The organism is Paenibacillus segetis (assembly GCF_014639155.1).
Taxonomy (GTDB): domain Bacteria; phylum Bacillota; class Bacilli; order Paenibacillales; family Paenibacillaceae; genus Fontibacillus; species Fontibacillus segetis.
This window is the reverse complement of sequence record NZ_BMFT01000011.1, coordinates 1-5,141: the sequence shown is the minus strand read 5'-3', so window position 1 is coordinate 5,141 and position 5,141 is coordinate 1. Positions and strand designations below refer to the sequence as shown.

Here is a 5,141-nt window from a genome sequence, read left to right as displayed (position 1 = left end):
GATCAAATAAACATCTGTATATTCGATTCAAGCGCACCTTTGAGAAAATCTTTCGCTTCAACAATTTCTACTTCAGGTAGAAATTCCTCTTGCTTAAATCCCATCACTTCCACGGACAATTTACACGCATAGAAATGAACCTGTTTTTTTCGTGCACCTTTCAAAAAGTCTTTCAGCCTTGGCGCATGATCATCGTCCATCATATCTAGTAGAACTCTTTTGCCGAAACCTGCCCAGTTCATTTTGGATAAAGGTAAATCTTCAGGTCCTTTAGGTGAGATGAAGGAGAACATTTTTTCATACAGCGTTTTATCATCATTTGACATGTTATCCGGGTCACGAATCAAAGATAGTCCCCAGAACGCAAAAAACATATTCACCTCCACATCCATCTCCCTGGCTGTATTGGCCAATATGAGCGCAGCCATCGCCTTGTCATATTCTCCACTGAACATAATCAGATCCATTGTTTTTGTCATACGGATATTTCCTCCTATATCATGGTCTGCTGTTATTGTTTACCATGAGTAGGAGATTTATTGCAGGGTCCTAGTTAGATAAAAAAAGACACCGAACGGTGTCTATATCTACAATATATACAGAAAAGAGGGAGTAGTTAATTAGAGTTGAATCACAAGTTTAACATTGAAAAGTCGCCCTTTATAATAGTAGCCATCATTATCAAAATTGATCTTCTAGGCTACTGCATTAGTATATTCTCGTCTATTTTGCACTGACTAACCAATTAGGAATCTCTATTCCTAATTTTTTAGCTAAATCAAATCGTTCGTGAAAACTTAATCCCTCTGGATCAATCGCTTTCTTATTCTTACACAACCATCCAACTACGAGATGTCCCTCTGCTTCATTATTTTTTGCAACATCATACCACCATTCTATAATACTATCTACTTCATCAATTGAATTAATTAATTGATCACAATTTTTCCAAGTTTCTTCGCAATTACTGCAATCTAAATCAATAAGAATTTTATTGATAATAGCAAATGGGTTAGAAATACCTAGCCCACCCTCAAGTAATTTTTCGATTGTTGGAAGACCTTCCGCCGAGATCTCTCCCCTCCTAATCATATAAACAAGATTTACTCCGGAAATAACATTATTCATATTAAAACTTGAAAGAAAAGCTCTACTTGCTAAGTCATAGTCCTTTTTCGTCCCATAGGCTGTATAACCTATATTATTTAATTCCATTACGTAACGTTTGAGTAGTAGATCGTTATCTGGTATCTGCTTAATATTCGATTCTATTAACTTAATATTCGAAAATGCCTCAATAGGATCTTGGTTTAAACTGAGCATAACGGATACCTTCTCTATAATGGCACTGTACGTGTAAATTTTGATTTCCTTATCTTCACTGTTATTAAATCTATTCTCCAATAATTCAAAAGTGTTGTAAGCCTTCTTAAAAGACTTAGTCAATTTATATCCACTACCTTTATTTAATAAAGCCAGTACAGCACGCACTTTGAGGTTAATATCCTCTTCATTTCTTAACCTTAAATATAATTGATTAAATAACTTTATAGCATCTTCATTCCTATTTTCCTTGCCAAATAGAACAGCTTTATCAAACATTGCACTCGCAACATATTTTTTAATAGTAAGCTCTTTATTAGATTTTAACCTTACAATAACTTCATCGTAACAACTTACCATCTTCACATGATTGTTTAAACTTTTATACGAAGCAGCCATGCTTAACATTGATGCGGCCCAAATTTCTTTAGAACGTTGATCCTTACGTTTCTTTACACTATGACAAAGTTGACTATATGTATCGACAGCATGTTCAAACTGATTATTCCTAGCGTAAGCCATCCCTTTTCTTACAAATGCATTCGCAACATAATCTAAATTTGCAACATTAATCTTACTATTTTCTTCTATAATATTGTTATATAACGCAATTGCTTCTTCAAATTTTCCCATGCTTACAAAAGAATTAGCTTTACTAATAATCGCTTTTTCAGAAAATTCATCAATTTCACCATAATCAACAATTATATCTTCATATAACTCAATCGCCTTCTCATGATATCCTATTTCATCAAAATAATTAGCTTTATCAATCATGGCGCTTGCCGCATACTCCTTAAGTGATAACTCATCTTTAAATCTATACGCCAATTCATCGTAAACCCCGAGGGCTTCATTAGGTCGATCCAATCTCCTCAACATAATCCCCTTTACTTCTAATGATATAGCAATAGTCTTTTTTAAGTTTTTGTCTTCCTCTTGACTATATTTTATTAGCAGTTGTTCAAGTTCTGTAATAGACTCATCATACATTTCTTGTTCAAAAAAAATAAGCACCTTAATAAGCATAGCTCTTGCAACACTATTTTGAATGTGTAGATCAGTCTCATCAATACATCGCCCTATCAAATATTTAGCACTTCCGAGTGCTTCTTCATTCTCATTTATATCATGATATAAAGAAGCCTTACTTAGTATACAAATTGCAACTATTCTTTTTATTTTAATTTCGGCTTCATCACCATATGTATTTAAGATTAAATTATATATTTTAATTTCTTCATTACGTTCCTCTAGTGATCCGTAAGCATAAGCTTTATTTAATAATGCTTCTGCTTTTAAATTTTTATATTCATCAAACTTTTCATCCTCAATAACTTGGTTAAATACCTCAATCGCCTCATTGTAAAGTTCACGAGCAGATAAGTTTTTCCCCTTACCTAATAAGCCTCTACATAAAGTTTCTTTAATCCAAACTAAGTCATAGTTTGTTGAGTATAGCTTATTAGAAATGCTTATTACTATTTCATATCCCTCTTCATTCTCGGTTATATTATTTGCTGCATTTAAGACAACAGAAAGTAGTTGACGATATTCATCAAGAGAAAAGGATGAGAATCTGTAATCCTCAGCTATTTTTTTAACTACTTCTTTATACTGTGATTTTTTAATAAGTTCCTTTAATTCTTCAATGAAAGTGTTAGTATTATATTCTTTACTTCCCTTAACCCTTTCAAGCCTTGCAATAACATCTTCGAGGAAATACTTATTGTTTCCATTTTCTGAATTATTATTTTCAAAAGATTTTCTTAACGATTCTGTGAAAAATCCAATTGGATCCCTGGTAATTTCGGGAGACTCCATATTAAACACGTTAATAAAATGCTCAAATACTACTTCGGCATTAAGTACATTTACTTTTGGGTTATCCTCAACAACGTTTATTACATTAAGTCCCTCTATAAGATCTCTTGAATCAATATTCCCATATCTATCAATAGTATTGCTTTCTAGTGGAAGTACAAACTTCACATCACTATTTACCTTTATCCATTCTGGTATGGCTTCAAAGCTATCTTTAGAATAACAGAACCAATATAGATTATATGGAAGAGGACTTTCCAATCTTCTCTTTAAAGCCTGCATAAATACGTCATTTTCCCAACCGCTATATCCAATGATAATAGGTATCCTTCTATATAACAAAGAATCAATAAAAAACGACATAGTTGAGTTAGATTGAAGCGATCGTTCTGCCCTTTGCACTATCTCGCTTTGCAAATTACAACAATCATAGAACCAATATGTACCATGAATATGAACTATTTGGGCATATTCACTCTCGGTGTTTATTTTTTCTACCGTATGTGGGTGATCTGAAACAATATGGGGAATACCAAATATGTTTAATGAACGAGACAAAAAATCATCAAAATTCGTTGTTACTACTAAATTTGTAATTGTACTATTTGAAAGTATATGAGCCAACTTTATGTTTGCGGGCGGTATTATTCTATTATGTATTAGTTTTTTTAAATAATTTTGTCTTTGTTGTCGATTAGGGTATGCTAACTCGAACCACACAGAGTACTCTTCTTGAGTAGAAGATGTTGATTGTTGACTACCTATCTCTCGACCATGTCTCAATGCACTCTCCTTACAATGTTCAATAATATCTTTTGCTAAGGGAGCACTTGGATAAGAAATACCTGCTCCGACAAGAAAGAAATAAGGGGACATCTTTCCTATATTAATATGCTCATCTGAAACCTGTTTAATCTGATTTATTGCATCGTCTAAAGTTAATATAGCTGGAGAAATGATTGTCAAATATATCGCCTCCAAATTGAAAAATGTATGTATTAATTGACGACTATACGTTCCATATTTTAACACAATCCAACAAGATTTCTCTATTATATTAATATTACAAAAATAGATTGTTGATTAGTTTAATCTGATAATAAAAAAACAATTGATAGTTAATTCAGGATAGGTTGTCGTTTAGTTGTAGCAATTTAGAGATTATTTTCCATTATTTAGTTTTATATTTCTGTGTATAACGATCTTATCGCCATATTTGAAGTAAGTCTTCTTTAGAACTTTTACCATCAATACGACCGCAAAGTAACGGTCCATTCTCAGAAGAAACCTATGACCAAGGTACTTGGTTTTTTCTCAGGGTGAAACTATTCTCTTAATAAATTACTCAGTTAAATGAGATAAAACTATATAACAACAAAAACACCTCATCACGGTGCCTTTTGCTTCTTTCCTATATAAGTGAATATGATAATGATCCCACTAATTTGATCTCCCCGAGCCCTACCCCTTAATCTAACCAGCTACCATGCCCTTCATAATCTGATCTTGTAGAATCAAATATACAACAATTGTAGGAGTGACGGCGATAGCCATGGCCTCATCCTCAGGCTATCGTCTGTTCCAAAGTAGCCATCTAAGAATAAGGCCAGACCAAGCGGTAGCGTCTTTAACGCTTACGAGTTAATGAATACCAGGGTGAAAGGTAAATAATTCTAAAGAAAGCTACGCAGTCATGAAAGTCTGATCGATTCCGATCACGTGTTTTCTGAAGTGATAAAAGTACGACTCCAATCCAGTATACGACTCATTTCCAATTCTCGCTTGCAGCAATGGTGTTCTCCCCCCGACATCCCCTTTATATAGATTGAACTGAGTTCTTTCTATATAGTTATCCTAATGTATGCCCAGCACAAGGATTGGGTTAATGCTGATCAAATAAACATCTGTATATTCGATTCAAGCGCACCTTTGAGAAAATCTTTCGCTTCAACAATTTCTACTTCAGGTAGAAATTCCTCTTGCTTAAATCCCAT

3 protein-coding genes are annotated in these 5,141 nt (G+C 33.4%); all 3 read right to left on the bottom strand.

Going from position 1 to position 5,141, the window contains the following annotated elements; translation table 11 throughout:
- Window positions 1–2 precede the first annotated feature (2 nt).
- On the bottom strand, window positions 3–479 hold the full coding sequence (locus IEW05_RS25480; RefSeq protein WP_188542675.1) for a DsrE/DsrF/DrsH-like family protein: 477 nt from the start codon (window positions 477–479) through the stop codon (window positions 3–5).
- Window positions 480–723: 244 nt separating this feature from the next.
- Window positions 724–4,113, bottom strand: a complete 3,390-nt coding sequence (locus tag IEW05_RS25475; RefSeq protein ID WP_188542674.1) for an SIR2 family protein — start codon at window positions 4,111–4,113, stop codon at window positions 724–726.
- Window positions 4,114–5,039: 926 nt separating this feature from the next.
- The gene (locus IEW05_RS25470; protein ID WP_188542673.1) at window positions 5,040–5,141 is read right to left on the bottom strand and encodes a DsrE/DsrF/DrsH-like family protein; all 102 of its coding nucleotides are present in this window, start codon (window positions 5,139–5,141) and stop codon (window positions 5,040–5,042) included.

Excerpts from the sequence above, each read along its gene's own strand:
- IEW05_RS25480 (WP_188542675.1), bottom strand. The coding sequence starts at position 479 with ATGACAAAAACAATGGATCTGATTATGTTCAGTGGAGAATATGACAAG.
- IEW05_RS25470 (WP_188542673.1), bottom strand. The coding sequence starts at position 5,141 with ATGGGATTTAAGCAAGAGGAATTTCTACCTGAAGTAGAAATTGTTGAA.